The sequence below is a fragment of the Myxococcus virescens genome, assembly GCF_900101905.1.
GTDB lineage: Bacteria > Myxococcota > Myxococcia > Myxococcales > Myxococcaceae > Myxococcus > Myxococcus virescens.
Genome location: NZ_FNAJ01000004.1, coordinates 132,905 through 156,644 on the forward strand (window position 1 = coordinate 132,905; position 23,740 = coordinate 156,644).

12 protein-coding genes are annotated in these 23,740 nt (G+C 69.1%); 7 read left to right on the forward strand and 5 right to left on the reverse strand.

All coding sequences use genetic code 11. The annotated features are described in order from the left end of the window. Positions 1 to 538: 538 nt before the first annotated feature. Both BLU09_RS14045 and BLU09_RS14050 read left to right on the forward strand, forming a co-directional pair. Positions 539 to 2,197: an MXAN_5453 family MXYO-CTERM-anchored protein gene (locus BLU09_RS14045; RefSeq protein ID WP_090490063.1), complete on the forward strand. Its 1,659-nt coding sequence runs from the start codon at positions 539 to 541 to the stop codon at positions 2,195 to 2,197. 130 nt (positions 2,198 to 2,327) lie between these two features. Beyond that, the gene (locus BLU09_RS14050; RefSeq protein WP_090490064.1) at positions 2,328 to 7,238 is read left to right on the forward strand and encodes a myxosortase-dependent M36 family metallopeptidase; all 4,911 of its coding nucleotides are present in this window, start codon (positions 2,328 to 2,330) and stop codon (positions 7,236 to 7,238) included. Positions 7,239 to 7,368: 130 nt separating this feature from the next. On the opposite strand, the gene BLU09_RS14055 is transcribed toward BLU09_RS14050, so the two are convergent. The 4 genes from BLU09_RS14055 to BLU09_RS14070 all read right to left on the reverse strand — a co-directional run bounded on the left by BLU09_RS14055 (position 7,369) and on the right by BLU09_RS14070 (position 16,501). Beyond that, entirely contained in the window at positions 7,369 to 9,600 is a 2,232-nt protein-coding gene (locus BLU09_RS14055) for an Ig-like domain-containing domain (protein WP_090490065.1), read from the reverse strand. A 458-nt stretch (positions 9,601 to 10,058) separates the two neighbouring features. Then, a complete protein-coding gene (locus BLU09_RS14060; protein ID WP_090490066.1) occupies positions 10,059 to 15,095 on the reverse strand; it encodes an OTU domain-containing protein in 5,037 nt (1,678 codons plus the stop codon). Between the two features lie 18 nt (positions 15,096 to 15,113). Further along, a complete protein-coding gene (locus tag BLU09_RS14065; RefSeq protein ID WP_244171706.1) occupies positions 15,114 to 16,091 on the reverse strand; it encodes a peptidoglycan-binding protein in 978 nt (325 codons plus the stop codon). Positions 16,092 to 16,114: 23 nt separating this feature from the next. After that, on the reverse strand, positions 16,115 to 16,501 hold the full coding sequence (locus BLU09_RS14070; RefSeq protein WP_244171707.1) for a hypothetical protein: 387 nt from the start codon (positions 16,499 to 16,501) through the stop codon (positions 16,115 to 16,117). 268 nt (positions 16,502 to 16,769) lie between these two features. Here BLU09_RS14070 and BLU09_RS14075 point away from each other — a divergent pair, with 268 nt between their 5' ends. The 5 genes from BLU09_RS14075 (at position 16,770) to BLU09_RS14095 (ending at position 22,241) form a co-directional block, all read left to right on the forward strand. After that, positions 16,770 to 18,848 (forward strand): prolyl oligopeptidase family serine peptidase, encoded by a 2,079-nt coding sequence (locus BLU09_RS14075; RefSeq protein ID WP_090490068.1) that lies wholly within the window; start codon positions 16,770 to 16,772, stop codon positions 18,846 to 18,848. A 233-nt stretch (positions 18,849 to 19,081) separates the two neighbouring features. Continuing rightward, positions 19,082 to 20,074 (forward strand): fatty acid desaturase, encoded by a 993-nt coding sequence (locus BLU09_RS14080; RefSeq protein ID WP_244171708.1) that lies wholly within the window; start codon positions 19,082 to 19,084, stop codon positions 20,072 to 20,074. A gap of 2 nt (positions 20,075 to 20,076) precedes the next feature. After that, positions 20,077 to 20,799: a hypothetical protein gene (locus BLU09_RS14085; RefSeq protein ID WP_011555420.1), complete on the forward strand. Its 723-nt coding sequence runs from the start codon at positions 20,077 to 20,079 to the stop codon at positions 20,797 to 20,799. Continuing rightward, positions 20,792 to 21,868 carry a YheT family hydrolase gene (locus tag BLU09_RS14090; RefSeq protein WP_090490070.1) on the forward strand — a complete coding sequence of 359 codons (1,077 nt, stop codon included), beginning with the start codon at positions 20,792 to 20,794 and terminating at the stop codon, positions 21,866 to 21,868. The genes BLU09_RS14085 and BLU09_RS14090 overlap by 8 nt, the downstream gene beginning before the upstream one ends. Continuing rightward, on the forward strand, positions 21,789 to 22,241 hold the full coding sequence (locus BLU09_RS14095) for an acyl-CoA thioesterase (RefSeq protein WP_225888026.1): 453 nt from the start codon (positions 21,789 to 21,791) through the stop codon (positions 22,239 to 22,241). Before BLU09_RS14090 ends, BLU09_RS14095 begins: the two co-directional genes overlap by 80 nt. 22 nt (positions 22,242 to 22,263) lie before the next feature. Here BLU09_RS14095 and BLU09_RS14100 read toward each other — a convergent pair whose 3' ends face one another. Further along, on the reverse strand, positions 22,264 to 23,715 hold the full coding sequence (locus tag BLU09_RS14100) for an NAD(P)/FAD-dependent oxidoreductase (RefSeq protein ID WP_090490071.1): 1,452 nt from the start codon (positions 23,713 to 23,715) through the stop codon (positions 22,264 to 22,266). Between the last annotated feature and the right edge of the window lie 25 nt (positions 23,716 to 23,740).

Consider the following 23,740-nt stretch of genomic DNA (forward strand, 5'->3'; position numbering starts at 1 on the left):
AAGACATAGCGGATATTTAGAGCTAGCCGCCATATCCACGCTTCCACGGTTCAATCAAAAACCACGACTGAACCATGAATACACGACGCAGCGCGCCGCCCTGATGCGGCGGAGACGGGACACGCCGCGCATGCGCCAGACACCTCGAAACAGCCAGATGTGCAACTGGCGATACATTTGTAACGCGCATTCGCCACACAAACAGTGCGGGCCACCCGTCGGAGCAGTCGTCCCGGTTTCCCACCGCGCCCTGGCGCGTATCAGCCCGGATTCTCGTTGAAATGCCCCGTTCCAGCACGAGTCAGACACCCCTGGCCCGCTGCCGCGTCGCACGCTGCGAGTGAATCAATTTGTAATCAACGACGCTCCTGCTAATCGTGTGTAGCAACTTTGCGAACAGGCCGTGACGAATGCGGTCCTCGTGACGGGCGCGGCGCGCCCGGAGCGACGGTCCCATGGGGGGACGGGGTCCTGCGCGGGAAACCGGCAGTACAGCCCTCCATGGTGGTGGGCTACCTGCCTTGGAAAGGTGGCACGCATGACTCGTGGTGCATCGCTGAAGAGCAGTCGTCGGACCGTCGCTCCCACTCACGACCGGAAGCGTGGCGTGATGCTGGGTGCGTTCCTGCTGGCGGGAGCAGCCTCGGCCGAGCTACCGGACTACACGTTCCAGTTGCAAGCGCGCACCAACCTGGCCGTCAACATCGAGGAGGGCTCCTACAACGTCGAACTGGGGAGCCTCACCTCCGCCGGCAGCTATTTCATTCCCATCACCGCGGACCGGCAGGCGGCCTTCCAGCTCGCCATCACGCGGGAGGGACGTTCGGGCGTCTGGTACGGCCAGAACGGCGAAGGCGGCCGCATCTACCTGCTCCCTGACGGCTTGGGGCCGGATACACGCCTTGGCGAGGTCAGCCTCAACTCACACCGGCAGTTGGTCTTCGCCGTCACCGGGACGAATGACGCGTCGAAGAACGGCATCTACGTGCTGAACGCGGACGAACCAGACGCGCCGCCGCAGATTGTCCGCTCGCCGCTGGGCGCCTCCAGCTGGTCCAGCCTGGTGATGAACGAGGCGGGGCAGATGGCCGCCCGCGTCACGCTGAGCACGGGCTACGCCTACGTGCTGTACACGCCCAATACGACGGGGGGCTTCGACGCGAAGGTTCTCGCGGCGGAGAAGAACGTCGACCCAGGCTACCCCTACACGTTCCTCTACTCCCCGGGCGCGAACGATCTGGGGCAGATCGCCGCGGCGGTGGACCTGCAAGCGCCCAACTCCAGCGCCTGGTACCAGGAGCTGCGCATCTTCAACCCGGATGGGACGTCGCAGGTCATCGCGGACACGCGCGGGCACAACCCGGACTCCAACATCTTCCGCTTCGCCGCCGTGCAGCCCGCCATCAACAACCTGGGCCAGGTGGCCATCCAGGCCACGCTGCTGGAGGCGGCTGGGCGGCAGAGCACCGCCATCCTCCTGTGGGATGGCAACGAGCTGAAGGTGGTCGCGCAGAACGGAATGGACGTGCCGGGCGAGCCCGGCGAGGCCATCGGGACGGTGGAGGTATTCCCGCCCGACATCAACGACCGGGGACACGTGGTCTTCCGGGCCACGCGCAAGTCGGACGGGTTCCGCGCGGTGTGGGTGAGTGACGGCGAGAACTTGAAGCGCGTGGTCACCGAGCACGACATCCTCCCCTCGGACAAGGGTGACGCCCGGGTGGACCAGGAGACCCCCTCCAACCCGGTGTTCTCCGGCATGCCGAGCATCAACCGCCACAGCGACATCAGCTTCGGCGTGGGTCTGGCCCCGCCGGAGACGGACCAGGTGGAATGGGGCACCGCCGTCTACATCGCCCAGTCCTCGCTCTGGACGCCGGGCGCCCCGGACGCGGGCACCGACCCCGAGCCCGACGCGGGCACCGACCCCGATGCGGGCACCGAGCCTGACGCGGGCACCGAGCCCGACGCGGGCACCGAGCCCGAGCCCGATGCGGGCACCGAGCCCGACGCAGGCACCACCCCGCCGGACGCGGGCCCGGGCACCCCCGAGCCGCAGCCCAACCCGGAGTCGGACAGCGGCTGCGGCTGCCAGTCCACCTCGGCCGCCGGCCTCTGGCCCTTCGCGCTCGCGGGCCTGGCGGGCCTGACGCGCCGCCGCTCGTTGAAGCGCCGCGAGCAGGCCCCGCGCGACTGACGCCCTCTCCCTCCCTTTCACGGGGGCGCGCCCGAAGGCGGCGCGGCCCCGCAACCGCTTCGCAACGTCGGGGGCGCGGCCTGTCTGGGTCGCGCCCTCCGTTGTCTCTACCCTCCTCTCTGGAAGAACGATGCATCTCAGGAAGCAGTGGCTCACCCATGTCCTGCTGGCGTCATGTCTTGGCACCAGCGCCTCGGCCGCTCCACGGTCGAACTTCGACGCCTTCCTCGCGCGGCCCGGCAGCACGCCTCTCGCCGTGGCCGATGCGCAGGCCCATGCCCGCGGCCTGCGCGTCGAGCACACGGAGACACGGCTCGGCGTCCCCTCCGTCCTCTGGTCCATGCAGTCCGGCCCGGGCCTGGAGACCGCGGCCCGCGCAGGCACCCGTCCCGAGGACGCGGCGCGCGCCTACCTGGGCCAGGTCGCGGACCTCTACCGGCTGAAGCGAGAAGACGTCTCCGCCGCGCCGTTGCAGGCCGTACACCAGACGGGCAAGGGCGCCGTCATCGTGACCTTCCGCCAGGCGGTGGAGGGCGTGGAGGTGTTCCGCAGCGAGGTGAAGGTGGTGATGACGCAGGCGCTCGCGCCCGTGGCCGTCACGGGCTACCTGGCGCCGAGCGAGCTCACCCTCGCGGCCCGGCAACGCACCGGCGCGAACGCCTTCCAGCGCTCCGCGGCGGACGCCGTGGCGGCGGCGTACTCGGACCAGAGCGGCACCCCGCTGGGGGCGCACGCATTCATCGCCGTGGACTCCCGCGGCGGCTACACGCTGTTCGACTTCGAGCCCGGCGTGCGCACCGTGATGCCCGGCCAGCTCGTCGTTCCCGCGCGCGCGAAGAAGGTCTTCTTCACCCTGCCCGACGGCCTGCGGCCCGCCTGGTACGTGGAGGTCAACGCGGGCCCCAAGAGCAGCAAGGACTCGGACTACACCTCCTACGTCATCTCGGCCGTGGACGGCGCCGTCCTCTTCCGCAATGACCTGCGTGCCCACGCCGCGGAGAACACGTACCGGTACACCGTCTGGGCGGAGACGGCCGCGCCGTACCGCCCGTTCGACGGCCCCCAGGGGTCCGCCGGCTCGCCCTTCCCCCGCCAGGAGCTGGACGGCTACGACGCCCCGCTGGACGTGCCGCCCAACGTCGTGGAGCTGCGGAACAGCCCCTTCTCGCGGAACGACCCGTGGCTGCCCGCCAACGCCACGCAGACCGTGGGCAACAACGTGGACGCCTACGTGGACCTGGTGGCGCCGGACGGCTACCAGCCCGGCGCGGACCTGCGCGCGGACATCACCGGTGAGCGCGCCTTCAACTACGTCTACGACCCCCACCGCGCCCCGGGCTCCAGCATCGAGCAGATGAAGGCCTCGGTGGTGAACCTCTTCTTCATCAACAACTTCCTGCACGACTGGTACTACGACGCGGGCTTCGACGAAGCCTCCGGCAACGCGCAGATGCAGAACTTCGGCCGTGGCGGCATCGAGGGTGACCCGCTGCGCGTCGAGGGGCAGGACTACAACGGCCGCAACAACGCCAACATGGCCACGCCGGCGGACGGCATCTCGCCCCGCATGCAGATGTACGTCTTCGACGGCATGCCCATCCTCCAGGTGACGGCCCCCGCATCGCTGGCCCGTGGCTACGTGAACGGGGACAGCCGCTTCGGGGCCCAGGAGTACACGCTGGACGGTCCGGTGCAGGTGCTCGCGCCCACGGGACGGACACTCGGCTGCACGCCCTTCGAGTCGGGCACGTTCGCCGGCCACGTGGCGCTGCTCGACCGCGGCGCCTGCGACTTCGTCACCAAGGCGCTGAACGCGCAGGACGCCGGCGCCATCGCGGTCCTCGTGGCCAACACCAATGCCGGTGAGGGCCCCCTCTCCATGAGCGGAGACGACGCGCGCGTCACCGTGCCCGTGGCCTCCATCTCTCGGGAGACGGCGGACCTCTGGAAGGCGGAGGTGGCCGCCAACGCGAGCCCCCTCCAGGTGCGCCTGCACCGCTCCAAGGACCTGGACCGTGACGGCACGCTCGACAACACCATCATCGCCCACGAGTGGGGCCACTACATCAGCAACCGCCTCATCGGTAACGCCAGCGGCCTCACCAACAACCAGGGCCGCTCCATGGGCGAAGGCTGGGCGGACGTGCACGCGCTGCTGATGATGGTGCGTGAAGGGGACGACTACGCGCGCGGCGCCTACGCCGTCGGCGGCTACGTTTCGGGCGGTGGCGGCGGCGACGGCTACTACTACGGCGTGCGCCGCGCGCCCTACGCCACCGCACCGACGCTGGCGTCGAGCCGCAACGCGCTGACCTTCCGGCACATCGAGAACGGCAATCCCCTGCCGACGAGCCACCCACTCGCCTACGGACAGGCGGGCCTCGGCAACTCCGCCGTGCACAGCAGCGGCGAGGTGTGGGCCTCCATGCTCTGGGAGTGCTACGTGTCGCTCCTCCAGGCCCACCCCTTCCAGGAGGCCCAGGACCGCATGAAGCGCTACCTGGTCGCCGGGTACAAGGCCACGCCCGTCTCCCCCACCTTCCTCGAAGCGCGCGACGCGCTGCTCGCGGTCACCGCCGCGAGCGACCCGGCCGACTACCAGCGCTTCCTCCAGGCCTTCGCTAAGCGCGGCGCCGGCATGGGCGCGAAGGCCCCGGACCGTGACTCCATGGACCACGTGGGCGTGGTGGAGAGCTTCGCCGCGGGCAACGTCATCGAGGTCACCTCCCTGCGGCTCGATGACTCCCTGGTGGACTGCGACCGGGACGGCGTGCTCGACGTAGGCGAGACGGGCCTGCTGCGAGTGAGCGTGCGCAACGTGGGCAGCGGTTCGCTGGGCTCCTTCTCCGGCACCGTCTCCACCACCAGCAGCACGGCCACGCTGGAGTTCCCCTCGGGCAACACCCTGACCTTCAGCGCCATGGGCCGCGCCGGCACGGCCACCGCCACCCTCCCGGTGAGGCTGGCCGCCGCGCAGCCGAACGCACACGCCGGCCTGCGCATCACCTTCGACGAGCCCTCGCTCCCCGCCAGCGCGAGCAGCACGACGTTTGACCCGCGGGTGAATTACGACGAAGTGCCCGGCGCGACGGCGGAGGACGACTTCGAGGGCGCCCTGTCCTCGTGGACCTCGTCCACGTGGCTCAACCCCTACGGCGAGGCGGACTGGAAGGTCCAGGGTCCGGAGGGCGGGCGCTACATGCACGCGCCCAACCCGGCGGTGCAGGCGGACCTGTTCCTCACCTCCCCGTGGCTGAAGGTGAATGAGACCGGCGCCTTCACGTTCAGCTTCCGCTACCGCCACTCGTTCGAGTCCGACATCTACACCGGCGGCTCCATCTTCCCGTACTACGACGGCGCCGTCCTCGAGTTCACCCACGACGGCCTGCAGTGGTTCGACATCGCCGCGATGGGCGTGGCCTCCATCTACTCCATCGACCCGACGGACGGCTCCGCGGGCTACATCGAGCAGGGGCCCAACCCGCTGATGTACCGCAACGCGTGGGTGGGCCAGAACGTCACGCAGGAGAACGGCAGGACGGTGCGCTTCCCGGAGTGGTCCACCGCCGAGCTGCGGCTGGCGGACATGCTCGCCGGAAAGAACGTCCAGTTCCGCTTCCGCATCGGCACCGACACCGCGGTGGGCGCGTACGGCTTCGACCTGGACGACGTGCGCTTCACCAACGTGGAGCGCCTGCCCTTCGGCGGCCGGGTGGACGAGCAGGGCGACGGCACCACCTGCAACCAGCGGCCGGTGGCCAACGCCGGGCGTGACCTCGGCAGCCCCAGCGCCCCGGTGTACGAACGCGCGAGGAACGCCGAGACGGGGGCACTGGAGCTCGTGCGCCACACGCTGGACGGCACCGCCAGCTATGACCCGGAGGGCCAGCCCCTCACCTACCACTGGACGCAGGTGAGCGGGCCGGCGGTCACCCTGGTGGACGCGGACACGGCCACCCCGTCGTTCACGGCGGATGTGCCCGACGACTCCATCCTGACGTTCCAGCTCGTGGTGCGCGATGGCCTGGAGACCAGCGCGGCACACCTGGTCCGGGCCTGGGTGCTCAACGTCAACCGCGCCCCCACGGCCGTGGTGACCGCGCCGGCGGAGGTGGCGGAGTTCTCCTCGGAGCCCGTGACGCTGGACGCCCGCGGCTCGAGCGACCCGGACGGGGCGGCCCTCACCTACAAGTGGACGCAGACGTCCGGCCCCACCGTCGCGCTCAAGGGGAGCTCCGGCGCCACGCCGAGCTTCAAGGTGCCCGAGGTGGCCGCCGATACGCAGCTCACCTTCACGCTGGTGGTGAACGACGGCAAGGCTCAGAGCAATAAGGCCACCGTGGCGGTGACGGTGCGCAACGTCGACCGGGCGCCCGTGGCGGAGGCGGGCTCGGAGCAGGTGGTGGACCCGCTGGCCACCGCGAGCCTCAGCGCGACGGCGGTGGACCCGGACGGGGATGCCCTCACCTGGACGTGGCGTCAGGTGGAGGGCCCCGCGGTGGAGCTGCAGGGCGCCGACACGGCCACCCCGTCGTTCACCGCCCCCGAGGTGCGCGCGGAGACGGTGCTGCGCTTCGAGGCCATCGCCAGCGCGAACGGGCTGTCCAGCGCCCCGATGACGGCGACGGTGACGGTGCGGCACGCCAACAAGGCGCCCCAGGCCCTTCCGCGGCTGGTGGGTGACGCTCGGCCGGGGGCCCAGGTGACGCTCGACGCGTCCGCGTCCAGCGCCCCGGATGGCGACGCCCTCACCTTCGGGTGGAAGCAGGTGGCGGGTCCGTCCGTCACCCTCTCCGCCTCCACGGGTGAGAAGGTGACGTTCCGCGCGCCCGAGGCGAAGCAGGCCGTGACGCTGCACTTCGAGCTCACCGCGACGGACGCCCGCGGCGGCGCCAGCACGGCGGTGCTCGGGGTGACGGTGCAGCCGGCCTCTAGCGGCTCCTCGGGTGGCTGCTCCAGCACGGGCGGCTCATCGCCGGGGCTGCTGCTCTCCCTGTTCGGGCTGCTCGCGGGAGCCGTTCGCACCCGCCGACGCGCGTAGCGACATCCGTCCCCCTGTCGCGGTGGAGGGATTCGCTCCTCCGCACAGGGCGCACCGATGAAAAAAGAGGGCCGCGCCCCCTGCTTGGGAGCGCGGCCCTCGCTACTTCAGGGGAGCGTCGCCAGCCTGACTACGGCCGGGCCGGGTTCTCCTCGCCGAAGCTGGACGCCGCCGAGACGGCCCAGTCCGCCATCGAGCGGGTGTTGGCGCCCTGATGGCGGAACACGCTCTGGGTGTTCTCCTCCACCACGCCCCAGTCCACCGAGACGTCGAGCGCCGTCAGCGGAGCGCTGTCGTAGGCGCAGGGCACCGGGGTGGCCGTCTCACCGCGGCAGTCCACCGGACGCCAGTGCCCCTCCTCCTGGGCCGCCCGGAGGACGACGGGGTAGTTGGCCGGACGGGCGGTGGTCATGCTCTTGTGGGAGAAGGCCACCACGTCCTGCGTGTCGCCCTGCGGATTCGCGAGGCGCAGCAGGCGGTCATTGAAGGTCGGATGGCTGCTGGTCCCCGTCACGACATCCCACGCCCCCGGGTAGAACGTCTCGTACGTCTTCTCGTCCTTGGACAGGGTGTCATTGCCCGCAGCGAGCTCGGCCGAGTTCGGACGGAAGTGGATGACGATGAGGTCGCCCGCGGCCACCGTCACGTCCGGCAGGGTCGCCAGCCGGGACACGCTGGTGGCCTCCTCGGTGAGCGTGATGCCCTCGATGGCCCCTGCCGTCACGGCCTTGAGCTCGATGAGGTCGCGGTTGTTCGTCGCGGAGACGCCCGTGGTGATGTTCGGGTTCACCTCGTTGATGATGAGCAGCGCCGGCACCCGGTAGCCCTTGAAGGTGGCCGTCCCACTCACGCTGACGCCGGTGTAGCTCTTCACCGACGGGTCCACCGACAGCGTGTACTGCGTGCCGGGCTCCTGGGCGGTCGTGGTGAGCACCAGGGTCTTCCCGTCGAGGGTGTAGGCCGAGGCGGTCAGCCCGCTGTCGCCGAAGGTGAACTGGGTCGCCACGTCCGCGAGGGTCCCCGGGTCGATGCCGGGCTCGAACGTTACCCTCAACTGCGTGGGCGACAGCGGGACCACGGTCTGCACCTTCAGGGTGACCGCCGTTTCCGAGCAGTCCACCGAGAAGTCCGACAGCGAGAAGGCCGTCACCAGGGGCATGGGGTAATACGGCGTCTGGGGATTGGGGGTGTTGGTCGCGTCGTCGTAGCGCCACATCACGCCCGACTCAACGGAGACCCGGCAGTTCAGCCCGACACCGACGAGGTCCGCAAGCTCGGTGGGCATGCGCAGCCGCGGCCCCATGCCGCCCGTGAGCGGGGTCCCGTCCATCGCGAACTGCGCGATCTTGAAGCCAATGCCCGCCTGCTTGCCGGTGCCCGCCGTGGTGGTCACCTTGCCGGTCACCCGGACGAGCCGGCTCTCATATTGGTCGAGGTTCGCCACCGCGTCGTCGGTGACGTGCGTCACCAGGCCGCCGTCCGCCGCGAGCTTCCGCACGGGGTGACCCGAGCTCAGCTTCTGGAAGTCGGAGATGACGCTCGCGGTGTCCAGCTTGTAATCCGCGGCGGTGTTGCCGGACTGGAGGAGCTTCGTGAGCACCTTGAAGGAGACCCGGTCCCCCACGGCCACCTGCACCGCGTCGGAGTGGCTGACGAACAACGCGGGACCTTCCGCCGTGGCCTGCACGAAGAAGCCGCGGGGCTCAGCGGTATCCGGGGTGATGGCGGTGACGAAGGCGCCATGGAGGGACAGCGGCTCGGGCAGGTCGCCCGTGGGGGCCGCGTGGAAGGTGGCAATCTGCGCGTTCGCCTCGTCGAGCCCCGTCAGCGCCTCGCACCGCCCAGCGGCGTTGCAGCGCTGCTGCGCGGTGCACTGGCTGTTGTCGATGCACTCCACGCACTCGCCCTGCCCGTTGTCCCGAGCGGTGTCGCACAGTGGCGTCTCACCACCGCACTGCGCGCTCTCGGTGCAGCCGCACACGTTGTTGTCACTGCACACCGGCTGGGCGGCGCTGGCGCAGTGGCTGCTCTCCAGGCACTCCACGCACACGCCCGGGGTCCCGGGCTTGCACTGCGGCGTGCCCTCGGCACACTCGGCGTTGGTGCCGCAGCCCTCGCACACGCCGAGACCGCCGTTGCCGCCGGCGTTGCAGACCTGTCCCGTCAGACAGCCCTGGGCGCTGCCATCGGCGCCCTCGAGACACGTCTTGCAGCTCTTGCTGGTGATGTCACAGACAGGCGTATCACCGCCGCACTGCGCGTCGCTCAAGCACTGGACGCACACGCCACGTCCGTTGTCCGCCGACTCGTCGCACACGGTGCCGCTGCTACATCCTGCCGCGCAGGGCGAGTCGTCGGGCACGCACTTCTCCTCGACGCACACGGACGGGGGCGCCCCCGTCGACGCACAGTCCGATGAGGTCTCGCACTCGGGCGAGCAACCCGTCACCCCGAGGGCAACGGCCAGCACGCCGAGTGCAGCCAAGACACTTCGTTGTCTGTTCATGTTGGGTCTCTCCAGGTTGGCTGCGCAATTCTCATACGCGCCGCCGCAGCAAGCGTCCATGCACTTGGCCTCCAACGCGGCCCAGTGGATGTGTCACGCGCCGGAGTCACACCGCTTGTGCATCAGGAACCGTCGGCGAGTGCTGATGGCATGCGTGGCTTTGGCGACCCACGCAGCGGATGTCGCCGTCACTGGATGTGTTTAGATAGAGAGTGGCGCCAGACTTGTGACTCATGAAAGGCCGGAGACCCTCCAGCACGCTCTGCGTCACAGCCTGACGCGCCGCCTCCAAATGACTGCCCCATGCCGAGGCCCTACCCGGTCGGCCCCTTCTTCTGCTTCTTGGGTTCCGCCTCATCCCCCTCCTCCCAGACGGGAGGCGGTGGCGGCACGTCATCGCCATTCATGAGCTGCACCTCTTCGTTCTCTTCGGCGCTCGCAGGCTGCCCCATGAACTTGCGCTTTTTATGGTTCGACGGCGCAACCTGTCCCGAGCCCGCGAAGGACTGCGACGACGGGGTTCCTCCACTGAAGCCAGAGTTCGAGAACGCAGCGGTCCCCCAGGCCGCTGGGTCCATCGCCTGGGTGACGTCGTCGTCCTCCCAGCCCTCGGCGACGACGGCGGGCTTCTTGCGCTTGATTCCCTCAGAGGACGTACGGCCATCGCCGACGGACAGGAAGTCCAGGGACTGCGACTCCTCGACGCCCTGCATCGAGTTCTCGTCCTCGACGACCTGCCGCTTCGACGTCGCGCGCTTGACGTGGACCTCTGTACAGCGCCTGCACAATGCCTCCAGGCGCTCGCGCAGATAATCCAGCGTCCGAGGCGCGTGTTTGTCGAGCTTCCCCAACTCCGTGCCGAGAACGATGCGTCCCTCATCGTCTCGTTCGAGCACGAGCCTGCGGTACTGGCCGCTCTCCACCTTCTGGGTGAGCACGTCCAGGTCCTCGTCGAACATCGCCTTGTTCTTCTCGTAGTCCTTGTCCGACAGCAGCCCCGTCTCAGGGGACGTCGCGCCGGAGAAGAGCAGCGTCCTCAACGAGACGACGTTCGGCTGCCCCAGGACGCTCGTGCTGGAGTCATCTCCCATGGAGGCCGCCTGCCTCATCACGTCCGAGACCTCTTGCACGTGGAGGTCCGACGCTTGCTGCCGCACCACGGCAGGCACGAGCACGTTCACCTGCGGGACGACCAGCACCGTGCCCAGGTGCGTGTTTGCCCAGCCGATGAGTTCGTCGATCTTCTTCGTCAGGTACGCCCACGTTTGGGGCGCATTGCCCGGCAACCTGGCGACGCCCGTCCCGATGTCCACATGGCCCCGCGAGTGGTTCCACGGCACCACCAGCGTGGTGTACTTGCCGCTCGTCAGGAGTTGGACGGCCTCGGCACAGTCCTCATCGATGGCCTGCTGGTTCTTCGCGAGCTCCTTGTCCTCCATCCCCTTGCCCGGCACCCAGCACGTGCGAATCCCGAGCGCGTTCGGGTTCATCCGGATGACGGCCTGAGTGTCCGGCTGGGGGTATCTGGCCTTCTTCGCGACGGCGTTCTCCCCGAAGAGGAAGAGTGCGTGCGGGTGGTGGGTGGGGGTGTCGAACTGGAAGTAGCACGTGTGAGGCCACTTGCAGACCGGGCCCACCGTGGGCGGCGCCGACGTGGCGGTGGCGCTCTGCGTCGACGTCGCCGCTGAGCGCGGAGACTCGACCTTCCTCGAATCAGGCTGAGGTGCCGGCCCCTCGTCGCGGCGGCGGCGCTCGCTGAGCGCTCCCAGTTCGGCGGGGAATGCCGCGGCCACGGGAAGCGGCGCATCCGTGGGCCCCACCGCCTCGTAGTGTGCGTTTCCCAGGTTCGCCAGCCGGAGCAGGGGCCGCGCCGCGTGGCCATCGGTGCGCGGCACGAAGTCCACCAGGTCCGTCCAGTACGAAGTCGCCCCCGTCTGGGCGAAAATCTCGAAGCGCACCTGGAACAGGTGGGACGCCGCCGCCAGCACCACGTGGTCGCCCCAAGCCCTGTCCCGGCTCATGGCCCGCAGGTACTGGCGCCAGGGGTCCATGCCCGCCACCCGGCGATACGCGGGCTCCTGCGGCCAGGCCACACGGTGCCAGTCGAGCAGCAGCCCCATGTCCTGTCGGAACGTCGCCGCCGTCGAGGGCCCCACCATGCCCCCGTCGTCCAGCGACTGCCCGGCGAGCAGGTCCTCCAGGTGATTGACCACCGCCTGGCGCACCTCGCGGTGGTGCGCTTCCGTACCGAAGAACAACTGGGACAGCGAGCGGAACAGACAGTCCCCACCGCCCGCGTTGTGAACCCGCCCCTGGTGGATGGAGCCCAGGTGGGTGTCCAGCGAGATGCCCTGGCCGCCCCCCTTGTCCTTCCCTTCCTCCGACTTCAGCGCGGGCCGATGGTCCCAGTACGCCTCCGGGTCGAAGCCCGCGCTCCGCAGCGCGGCGAACGTCTCCCGCCACTGCATGGCCTCCGCCACCAGCGCGTTGGAACGGGCGTGGTCCGAAGCGGGGACCTTCTCCGCGGCGTCCAGAATCGCGCCGAGCGCCTCCGAGGCTTCGTCATCCGTGGCCTGGGACTTCTGATAGGCGGCACACAGCGCTTCCAACTGGCCCAGCTCGGAGGACGCAGTCTCGGTGGCGACCTCCACCTCCTCCACGACCAGCGCCTCCTCGCCGCTGTAGATGAGCCGCAGGTCGGAGACGAGCGGCATGTGGTCGCTCAGCTTCTTCGCGGCGGCCATGACCGCTTCCCAGCGCGCGTCCTCCGAACCCGTGAGCTTCACGCCCGGGGCACGCAGTTGGTCGAAGATCCGCTCATCCTCGGGCAGCTTCGCGTCCTCCAGTTGGAGGAGCCGCCAGAACGGCTGGAGGTGCTTGGGCAGCAGGTTGCCGTGGATGAAGAAGAGTCCCTTCTCCTTCTCGTCCGCGAGCGCCATGGGAAACGGGATGACGTAGACCGACGACTGCTCCAGCATCCAGCCATCCGTCCGCCGCGAGTACACGAGAATCTTGTCGTAGCCGCTCGCCCCGTAGCGCTGCTGCGGGGGCGTGATGAACGACTCGATGTGGGCCAGCACGTCCTCCGCGGACGAGAACATGGGCCGCAGCTCGTGGCCCGTCGACGTCTTGAAGGGGGCGAACATCTCCGGCTTCACCCGGCTGTTGACGAAGCTTCGGAGCGTCTTGAGCGAGCCGTCTCCGAACGCATTCTCGCTGTCCACGGCCCAGCTGCCGAACTTGCTCTTGGCGATGGTCGAGAGCTGGGGCGCCATGTCGTACAGGTGGCTCGCATCCGCCCCGGGCCCCAGCAACGTCTGGAAGAACTGGTGGAACGACAGGCGCTCCACGCAGGTGTCGATGTACGGCGTGCCATCCTTCGCGAGCTCGGCCTTGGGCCGCGCGGTGTCGATGTTCAGGTCCGAGAGCACCACGCCGAGCACCTTCTCCCGGCGCTCGTCCTTGCAGTACTGGAGGAAGGCGCGGAAGTCCGTGCCGCGCGCGTTCTTGTTGCGGTCTCCCGGCGCGGGGGGATGCCACGCCACCACGCTCACCTCGGGCGCGTTCTTCACCTGCGCCAGTCGCACCGGAATCCGGATGGGCTCCCGCTTGCTGTAGAGACTCTTGACGGGCTGCGCCTGCTCTTCCTCCGCCTCGTCGTTCCCCATCCTGGTGTCGACATCCATCGACGGGGATTCGCCACCCGGCGAGCGCTTCGCCACGTAGGCACTGAGGTACGAGATGGCCGATTCGTCCACGTCCAGCTTGGACTTCCGCCACAAGACGCCGTACGCCTCATCTTGGGTGTAGAGCCCCTTGACGGGCTTGTCGGGCACCTCCGCGGGCCACGACGCGTAGACCTCCTCACCGCGCGCCTTGCACTGGTCGTTCAGCGCATCACGGATGCGAAGGAACTCGCGCAGCCCCGCGTGCGACTCCGGCGCGTCCTCCACCTCGCTCTTGCGCTCCTGGTACTCGGCGAGCTTCTTTTCGTAGACGCGCTGCAGATGCGCGTCGTTGGAACGGTGCAGGATGTTCTCGAGGACCTGCTCCTGCTCGGCCGGGACAGCCTCGGCGCCCAGGCCCACGATGACCGCCAGGTAGCGGTGAAACAGGATGCCGCAGTGCTCGCGGAGGAGCTCGACGCCAAGCTTCGCCAGATCGTCCCGCTTCGCCTTCTCCTTCGCCTCCGCGCCGCCCTTCTTGGAGTCCTTCTCCTTCGACGAGTAGCGGTTCGTGTGGGGCTGGAGCCAATCGTAGTAGCCCTCCTCCACGAGCAGCCGCACACAGAGCAGGCAGTACGCGTCCAGCTTCGCCTGCTTCTTCCCGAACACGTCGATCGACGTCGCGACGAGCGCCTCGGGCGGGTCCGCGTCGTCTTCGTCTTCCTCGTCCTTCCTCACCCGAGGCCTACCGAAGCGCTTCACGAGGTCCGGCTCACATGCCCCCCAGGCTGCATCGAGCCTGCCCTTGATGATGCCCAGTTTGTCCGCTTCCAACGTCCGCGAGGCCCCGCTCCATTCGATATGAGAGGGGTCCCACGCCTCGGCGTCCGTGTCCTGCGCGTCACGTGGCCAGATGGTCCGCCGCACGTGCTCCGCGAAGTGCTTCGCCAGGTCGTTGAGGAGCGCCGCCTCCTGCTCCGCGATCTGACCGACCAGTGCGTCGGAGGCGGTCTTGACCCGGTAGCCATCGGGCTCGACGACTGCCGACGCCAGGCGCATCAACACCTTGAGCTTCATCCCGCTGCCTCCGCGGCCCGCGTGCTGCTTCATCGGGGTCGGCGGCTTGGGCTCCACCAGACGAATGCCACCCTTCTTCTTCAGCTCCAGGATGGTGACGATGTCGGCGTTCGCCGTGCGGATGACATGGGCCAGGGCGGCAATGGTCCACGGCTTGCGCACCGGGAGCGTTCCACTCGGGCCTCCGCCCAGGTCCGCGATGTTCCACAGGAGCGTCCGCAGCGGGAAGCTCGGCGGAACGACGGGCTTGTCGGAGACGGTGGTCTCCGCGCCCAGCGGAACACAGCGCTCCTCGGCGACGTCGTCGCCCATCGTGTTGGACGGTGGCGACTCCGGGGGCGTGATGTCGTCGGTGACCAACGATGCCCGGAGCGTCTCATCACGCATCTCGCTGCTGGAGAGTCGGTATGGCTCCTCGTCGTCCAGGAAGTCATCCAGGACGTCGTCATAGTCGCCACTCTCCAGCCGCTCGATCTCGGTCTCCATCGAGCCAAAGGAGGGGGGAGTGCTGGGAGGCTCGGAGACCAACACCGCTCCGCATTCCAGGCAGCGAGGCGGCGTCACGGACAGGTCGCGCATCGTGCCGGGCGCGCAGTTGGGGCACTGCATGACGAAAGACCTCCAGTGCTACGAGCGGTGCAACAGGCCCAGCGCGGCGCAGGTCGCCTCGTCGGCCTCTCCGCTCGGAGGCAGCCCGAGCGCATACTGGAACCACTCCACGGCCAGGCGCGTCTTCGGGCCGAACTGGCCACGCTCGCCGCCACAGGAGAACCCCAGGTTCTCCAGCCGCTCCTGCAAGCCCTCCGGAGCGCTCGTCGCGCGCAGCGCCGCGAAGCGCAGCGTCACCTTGCGCTCGTCGTCGCGGCCGGGCGACACCGTCACCTCGCCCCGCGCCGCGCGAGCGGGCAGGACCTGCGCCATGCGGCCCTCCGCGTCCGTCATGCCCTCGCGCGCGGGCAACTCCTCCTCGTCGTCCAGCCACACCTTCAACAGGTAGGGCTGGTGCGCTCGGGGGTGGTGCGTGCCATCGCGCAGCACCACCACCAGGGACAGGGGAAGCCCGATGCGGTGAACCACATGCCGGAAGCCGGTCTCCACCGTCGTCCACTCATGGGCGAACGGCAGCACCTCCACACGCGTTCCCGGAGCGGGAGCCACCTCCGGGGTGAGCGGCTGCCCCGTGCTCGCATCGATGAGCCGCGAGGGACGCACACCCAGCTTCGCCGCCAGCACCGCGAGCGACTCCGTCCCTTCGCACGTCCAGGACAGCGGCTTCGGCCGCGAGACGGAGCCCCAGCGAGGCGCTGCGCCCGCGGCGCGCGGAGGCAGGGGAAGCCGGCCGAGCACCCGCCACAGCGCGGGCTCCACGTCGAGCAACCGGAAGCGGTAGCGCCCCTCCTCGAGCCCCTCGAACAGCGCGACGCCGTGCTCGTCGGTGCGTGTGCGCAGCGCCGCGTCCGCCGTCCCCTGCGCCAGCTCCACCGCCACGCCGGACAGCGGCGTCTCGCGGTCATCGACGACGACCACCTCCACCTGCCCCTTGCCCGCCTGCAATGGGCATGGAGCAACCGCCGGGTCCTGCCGTGAAGTCGAGGAAGGGGGCATGAGGCATCCAGGGAGAGGAAAAGTCAGCGGCCCTCGCCGGGCGGGGCGTGGCGGAGGCGGAAGGCCGCTTCCTTCCGCTGGTTCTGCGCTGCCACGTCCTCGCGGCGGCGGCGCTCGCGCACCACGCGGTGCAGACGCGCGACAGGGTCCGAAACGGAGGCGTCATCCAGCCACGAGCGCATCCACGCGTGGCGACGCTGTGACTCGAAGTCATCCCCCAGCGACTCGGCGAGCTGCACGTACACGCGCACGTCGTCGAGCGCGAAGATGCCCCGGTCCACCACCCTGCGCACCACCGGCTCGAGCCGCTCGCGGGTCCATCCAGGCTCCGCCGCCGAAGGCTCCGCGAGGAGCGCCGTGACGAGCTGCGCGACGCGGCTGTCCATCGCGGCGCTGCGCAACGAACTCATCTGCGACTCGCGAATCCGCAACAACGTTGAAACCGTCCCGTTGGAGTGATGCGAGATTATTTCCGTTTCACGCAAATCAAACAAGGTGCCACGACGCGCTCCAGGCCGAGCACCAGGGCCTCCTGGAATTCGTCGGATTCACGCGCGTAATACCGGAGTCCGACACCGCGCCGCGCGAAGGTGCCCCGCGCGGTTGGGCTACAACCTCGCCGCGCCATCTTGCCTGCGCGTCCGCGCCAGGACCGGCGCCCCCCTGGAGGAACATCCGATGACGCCCGTGGACCGGACCTGGACGTACCCCTCCGCACGCAGAGACGCGCGGAGCGGCTACACGCTGCACGGACAGCGCTTCGACGACCCCTACGCGTGGATGGAACAGCTCGACGCGCCGGAGACGCAGGCGTGGATTTCCGAGCAGGAGACCCTCACGCAATCGGTGCTCCACGCCCTCCCTGGACGCGAGGCACTGCGCGAGGCGGTCACCCGCTCCGCGCGGCAGGCACGCAGGTCCCCGCCCATCGCCGCCGGTCCGGAGGGGCGTGCGTTCCTCTGGCAGGCAGAGACCCACGACGACAAGCTCAAGCTCCTGCTCCGGCGCCACGAAGGAGCGCCGTTGGAGACGTTGCTCGACCCCAACACGTGGGCGAGCAACGAGGTGCTCGTCTTCGCGGTCCCCTCCCCGGATGGCGCATTCGTCGCGTTCGGCAAGGCCGTGGGAAGCGCCCACGGCGCATTGATTCACGTCCTCGATGTCTCGACGGGGAGGCTGCTGCCGGACCGCCCCCGAGGCACCAGCCACGCCTCGGTGGCCTGGCGGCCCGATTCATCCGGGTTCTTCTACGCCGCGAATCCCGACCCCGGCGAGGTGCCCGCGGGCGAAGAGGCCCACTGGAACGCCGTCTACGAGCACCGGCTGGGCTCGGGCGCACCCGCCCGGCGCGTCTTCGGTGATGACCACGAGAAGGAGTACTGGTGCACCGTCAAGGTGAGCGAGTGCGGCCGCTTCGCCGTGCTCGCGAAGTGGGACTACGTCCACGCCAACGTCATCACCCTGCTGCGCCTCGCGGATGATGCGCGCATCCCCGTGGCAACAGGCATGACCTCCCTCAATCAGGTGCAGGTCATCGGGGAGTCCCTGCTCATCCATACCGACCTCGACGCACCACGCGGCAGGCTCTGCACCGCGCCGCTGACGGCGCCCACCCAGTGGCGGACACTCATCCCTGAAAGCGAGCACACCCTTCAGACGGTCGCAGGCGTCGGCGGCCGGCTCTACGCCGTCTATTCACGCGCGGCGTCGCACCACGTGCGCATCCACGCCGAGGACGGCACCTGGCTGCGCGACCTGAAGCTCCCAGCCCTGGGCGCCGTGAATCGCAACGAGGGAGAGGGAATCGTCAGCGGCGTCAGTGGCCCCTGGCGGGGCGACGAGGTGTGGGTGAACTTCATGTCGTACGTGCAGGCCCCCTCTGTCTATCGCTACGACTACGACGCAGACCTGCTGACGCCGTACCACGTCCCCGACGTCGGGCTCGACGCGTCCGAATACGTGACGGAGCAGGTCTGGTACCCGTCGCTCGACGGCACCCGGGTGTCCATGTTCCTCGTCCACCGGAAGGACCTGCCACGCGACGGACAGTGGCCCGTGAGGCTGAGTGGCTACGGCGGCTTCAACATCTCCGTGGAGCCGCGCTTCACGCCGCTCCAAGCCGCCTGGCTGAAGTGCGGCGGCGTGCTGGCCTTCGCCAACGTCCGGGGCGGCGGAGAGTACGGCCGCGCCTGGCACGAGGCGGCCCTCAAGACACGTCGGCAGAACGCCTTCGATGACTTCATCGCGGCGGCGCGCTGGCTCGTCTCGGAGGGCTACACGGTGCCTGCCCGGCTGGCCTCGCGAGGAAACAGCAATGGTGGGCTGTTGGTCGCCGTCACCGCCATGCAGGCCCCAGCGTCCTTTGGGGCCGTCTTCTGCCGTGCGCCCACGCTCGACATGCTGCGCTTCCCGCGCTTCGGCTACCTGAGCTCGGCCACCGTCGAATACGGCTCACCCGAGGACCCGGTTGAGGGTGCCTACCTCGCGGGGTACTCGCCCTACCACAATGTCAGGGCCGGGCTCCGTTACCCCCGGATGGCCTTCGTCGCCGCGCTGAACGACCGGACCGCCCCACCCCACGACCCGCTGAAGATGGTCGCCAGACTTCAGGCGGAAGGCACGCAGGGCGGGCCCTTTCTCCTGCTCCCACTTCGCGACTCCGGGCATGGGGGCGGCACCACCCTGACGGCGCTCATCGAGCAGGACGTCGACGAGCTCTGCTTCTACTGTGAGGCGCTCGGCGTCTCCCCGGGCTGAGACACCCGCGCCGAAGGCGCCCGACGACGTCAAGCGCCCACCACCCCAGGGCTTCTTGATTCGAGAATCAACGCGCGTTATGTCGGAAATTCCCAGATTGATTGCCCTCGGGGGAGGTCTGGGGATTCGGGGCAGCCATGCCATCTGACGCATCCACCGTTAGCGATTCTCGCGCCCGGTCCCAGGATTGGCGGGCGCGCACCCTGCGGAGCGTGGTCCAGCTCGTGGGATGCGTGGGCGCCTATGTCCTGCTCGCGGGGGCCAGCTATGTCTTCTTCGCCCAAAGCCTGGTGGGCGGCGTGGCGCTGGCCGTGCTCGCGGGCGTCGTGCTCGTCCGGGTCTTCATCCTCCAGCACGACTGTGCCCACCGCTCGCTGTTCCAGCGTCCGGTGACGAATGACCGGGTGGGCGTGGTGCTGGGCATGCTGACGCTGGCGCCGCACGCGTACTGGCGGGCCATGCACCTGGTCCACCACAGCACCAGCGGAGACCTCGACCGGCGCGGCGTGGGCGACATCGTGACGATGACGGCCCAGGAGTACCTGGCGCTCAAGCCCTTGCAGCGCCTGCGCTACCGGCTGTACCGGCACCCCGCGGTCCTCCTGGGCGTGGGGCCCATCTTCCAGTTCCTGCTGCGCTTCCGCATGCCGGGCATCGTCGCCAAGGAGCGCAGGCCCGAGCGCCGCTCCATCCTGGTGACGAACCTGGCGCTGGTGGCCGTCCACCTCGCGTTCCTGGCGCTGGGTGACTGGCCCCGGTGGCTGGTGGTGCATCTCATCATCACCCAGGTGGCCGCGGGCCTGGGCATCTGGCTCTTCTTCGTGCAGCACCAGGTGGAGCGGCCCTACTGGGTTCCCCGGGCGCAGTGGTCCCTGAAGGGCTCGGCGCTCCAGGGCAGCAGTCACCTGGTGCTGCCACGCGCCTTCGAGTGGCTCTTCGGCGCCATCAACCTGCACCACGTCCATCACCTGAAGCCCCAGATTCCCAACTACCTGCTGCGCGGCTACATGGAGCAGCACGGGCTGGCCGAAGAGGGCGTGAAGCTGGGTCTGCGCGACTCGGTGCTCGCCTTCCGCCTCAAGGTGTACGACGAGGCCACCGGCAGGATGACGGGCTTTCCCCCTGTCCACGCGGTCCAGGCCAGGACACCGCTGGCCTCCCCGCCCTCCATCGAGCCGACAGGTCAGCTGGGCCGGCTGCTGACCTTCTCCGGCGAGGAACGCTGAAAATGCCTGATTACGTCCATGTCCTCCTCGGACTCGTGCTGGGGTACGTCATCTCCTCGTACGTCGAGTCCTTCATGCACGAGTACGTGTCCGACGCGCGTCCGAAGGCGGTGCGCTTCTGGAACCGCGCGCCGCGCCTGTTCCGGCCGATGATCAACACGCACTTCTCCCACCACACCATCCACCACGTGAGGACGTTCCGGAGCAACCACGTGACGCAGTTCCGGAGCGAAGAGGAGAAGCAGAAGCTCACCGAGGAGCTGCTCCAGCGGGGCAAGCACGGCCGGACCATCATCAACGGTGCCTTTGCCACCCGGCTGCACGGCGAGGGCGCCTTCGTCTTCGTGGCCCCGCTGGTCATCTTCTTCCCGGTGTTCTACTTCACGCTCAAGCCCATCGCCTTCCTGGCCGGCTGCGTGACGCTGCTGCTGCCGCCCTTCATGAGCCACTTCGTCCACCCGTACCTGCACATGCCCTTCGAGGAAGGACAGCGCACGGCGCCCCGGTGGCTGGCGTGGCTGCTGCGGACCCGCTACATGCGCGCCGTCTACCGCAACCACTTCCTGCACCACCGCTACGGCGGCGTGTCCAACTTCAACCTGGTGCTGGGGGCGGACATCGTGCGGCGGCGCACGCGCGTGCTGACGGAGAAGGACCTGAGCGTCATGGCCGAGGTGGGCATGCCGCTGCCCGAAGAGGCCCCCACGCGGACCGTCCATGGCTGAGCATGCGAGTGTCTTCTATGTCCCCTGGTGGCTGCGCTTCTCCCACGTGCAGACCGTGGTCCCCCACCTGGACCGGCGCCGCCAAGACGTGGTCACCGAGCACATCCGCCACGAGCTGGCGGACGGTGACTTCGTGGACGTGTACTGGCTGAACCGGACGCGGCCAGGGCCCTTGTTCATCCTGCTGCCCGGCATGCAGGGCACGCAGGACTCCACCTACGTCCGCAGCATGCTGTCGGAGCTGTCCCTGCGCGGCCTGCGCGCGGCGGTGTTGTGCCACCGGGGCGGCGCCGTGCCCAACCGGCGGGCCCCCTTCTATCACGCGGGCTTCACCGACCACCTGGCCTGGCTGGTGCGCTTCGTCCGTGAGCAGGAGCCCCACACGCCACTCTATGGCGTGGGCTTCTCCCTGGGCGGCAGCATGCTGATTCGCTACCTGGCGGAGACAGGCCACGCCAGCCACCTGTCCGCCGCGGCGGCCGTGTCCCTGACGTTCTCCCTGGGCAGCACGGCCCGGCGGGCCTGCGAAGGCATCAACCAGCTCTACCAGCTCCGCGTGTTGAACTCGTACAAGCGCGTCGCGCGGCTCAAGGCCCACCTGCCGGAGTTCGCCTCACGCGTCGGGACGCTGAACGGGATGCGCAGCATCCAGGCCTTCGACGAGGTCTTCACCGCGCCCCTCCACGGCTTCAAGGACGCGGAGGACTACTACGAGCGGTGCAGCAGCCAGCAATTCCTGCCGGGCATCGAGGTGCCCTTCCTCGTCCTCAACGCCGAGGACGACCCGCTCGTCGCCCGGGACACGCTCCCCGACGCACGCGCGCTGCGGGAGCACGTGCGGCTGGAGCTGACGCCGCATGGCGGGCACCTGGGTTTCATGTATCAGCGTTCCTCCGGGCTGGGTTACTACCCGCCGGCCCGGCTCATCTCGTTCTTCCTGCAGGAGCCGTCCGAAGCACATGAATCTCTATCTCAGGATGTTGTGGGTCATGCTCTCCTCGCTCTGGAAGCCGGAGATGCGCGTGGACGCGCTGACGAGCACGCTGGAGCAGCGCGTCCTGCCCAATGACCTGGACCTGAACCTGCACATGAACAACGGACGGTTCCTCACCGTCTGTGACTTGAGCCGGGTCGACCTGTTCATCCGGACGGGCCTGCTGGCGCTCATGCTCAAGCAGAAGTGGGCGCCCATCATCGTGCGCCACACCATGGACTACAAAAAGCCGCTTCGCCCGTTCCAGAAGTACACGGTGTCCATGTCGATTACCCGCTGGGACGAGAAGTACTTCTACGCCACCCACCAGTTCCTCTCGCGCGGGAAGGTGGTGGCGGAAGGCGAGTCCACCGCGGTGCTGCTCGGGCGCGAGGGCGTCGTCCCGCCGGAGAAGGTGATTGAGGCGGTCACCGCCCGGCAGAACCGGACGGCGGTGGAGAGCCACTGAGCGTCCCGGGCCTGGGCCCGCTTCACGCCCAGGCCTTGCGGACCTCCGCGTAGTAGTTGCGGAAGAACGGCACCATGGCCGCGCGATTGCTGTCGACGATGGCCAGGAGCTCCGGGGGCATGACGAACTCCTCCTCCCCCAGCGCGTCGTAGAGCGAGTCCAGCATCTGCTGGTAGAAGCGCGGGAAGGCGCGGTGCCAGCCCACCTTGGGCAGCCGGATGCCGTGCTCCCACCCCATGGCCAGGTAGTGCTTGAGCGCCTCCGCGCGCGCCTCCTTCAGCGTGTAGAGGGAGAGGGGCTTGCGCTCCGGCAGGAAGTCCTCGGCCACCAGGCCGCTCTGCCCGCACATCCGCCGCGCCATGTGTTGCCCCAGCAGCGGGGAGAGGAACAGCCCGTCGCGGTACGTGCCCGTGAGCAGCCACAGCCCGTCAACGGACGTCGGTCCGATGAGCGGGCACGTGTCCACGGTGACGGGCCGGTTTCCCGCCTGCCAGGCGACGAGCTGCGCGGCGCAGAGGTCCTGGTCAATCTGCTCCAGGACGCACTCCAGCAGGAAGTACATGTCGGCCGGTGTGGTGCGCAGCATCGGCCGCGCCATCAGGATGTTCGTCGCGCCGAAGTAGAGCTGGTCCCCCCCGCGGGGCATGCCATGAAGGCCACAGGCGAAGGCCCGGTTCGGCGTGCGCACCACGTGCTGGAGCGACGGCCGGGGCACCTGGAGCAGCAGCGACGTCCCGCCGCCGCTGAAGATGCGGGGGATGCGCCGCGCCAGCTCCGGTAGCTCGTCGAGCACCGCCTGCGTCCCCACGCCCATGGCGAGCACCACCTGCGCGGCGCTGAGCGCGCGGCCATCCTCCAACCGCACGCCCGTCACGCGGCCACCCTGGACGTCCAGCGTCTTGACCGCCCCATCCACGACGGACACCTGCGGCGACTGCTCCAGGGACAGGGTGAGCGCCCGCAGCAGGCGGCTCGCGTCCACCGAGCCCTCGCGGGGAAGGAACAGCGCCTGCTTGGGCCGGCAGTCCTCCGCGGGATTCAGGCCCGGCACCTGGTTGGGGTCCAGCAACTCGTGCGGCTCGTCCTCGTCCTTCACCGCCTGCTGGATGGCGATGAAGTTCTCGTCCTCAATCGTCCCGGACTTGGCGTTGCTGAAGACAATGGTGCCCGCGCGGACCTGGACGTGTGCGTCCTCGGGCAGCTCGCCATTGAGCTGCTCCAGCCACGAGGGCCAGAGGCGCGCGGCGAGCACGCCCTTGGCATGCTTCGCGCGGCCCGGCGCGGTCCGCAGCAAGGGCGCCGTCACCTCACCGTAGCAGCCCAGCATCGCCCCGGCTGCGGGGGACGCTCCCGCGGGACGGCTGAGGGGACCGACCACGGCGATGCGCAGACGGGGGTCCACCAGCGTCAAGGCGCGCGCGGTCGCCAGGCCCAACGCGCCGTTGCCCGCCACCACGATGTCATACGTGTCCATTCGCTCGCTGTCCTCGGTGGCATGG